The organism is Streptomyces cahuitamycinicus (genome assembly GCF_002891435.1).
Lineage (GTDB): Bacteria > Actinomycetota > Actinomycetes > Streptomycetales > Streptomycetaceae > Streptomyces > Streptomyces cahuitamycinicus.
Genome location: NZ_POUC01001002.1, coordinates 1 through 403, shown reverse-complemented (window position 1 = coordinate 403; position 403 = coordinate 1). Strand labels below are relative to the sequence as shown.

Annotated in this window: 1 protein-coding gene; it reads right to left on the bottom strand. The window is 76.2% G+C overall.

Annotation, left to right across the window (positions count from 1 at the left end):
- A partial coding sequence (locus C1J00_RS44305; RefSeq protein ID WP_245936769.1) for an NB-ARC domain-containing protein occupies nucleotides 1–388 on the bottom strand: 388 nt, incomplete at its 3' end.
- Between the last annotated feature and the right edge of the window lie 15 nt (nucleotides 389–403).

The window sequence follows — 403 nt, the reverse complement described above, 5'->3', positions numbered from 1 at the left end:
ACGGCAGGCCGAGCAGGCCCAGGCGGCGCAGCGCGGTCCTGGCCTCAGGCGGCAGCAGGTCGTAGCTGAGGGCGATGCCAGCCCGGACCTCCTGGTCTCCGACGGCCAGTTCGTCCAGCCTGCGCTGCTCGCCGGCCAGCCGGTCGGCCAGCCGGGCCACCGACCACTGGCGGCGCGAGGCCAGCCGCGCCCCGCAGATGCGCAGCGCGAGCGGCAGGCCGCCGCACTGCCGTACGATCCGCCGCGCCGCCTCCGGATCGGCGGCGACCCGCTCGTCACCGGCGACCTTCTCTAGCAGCCGCAGGGCGTCCTGGTTGGGCAACAGGCCGAGGTCGAGCACCGCGGCGCCGGCCAGGCCAGCCAGCCGGTTGCGGGAGGTGACGATCACTCCGCAACCTGGGGC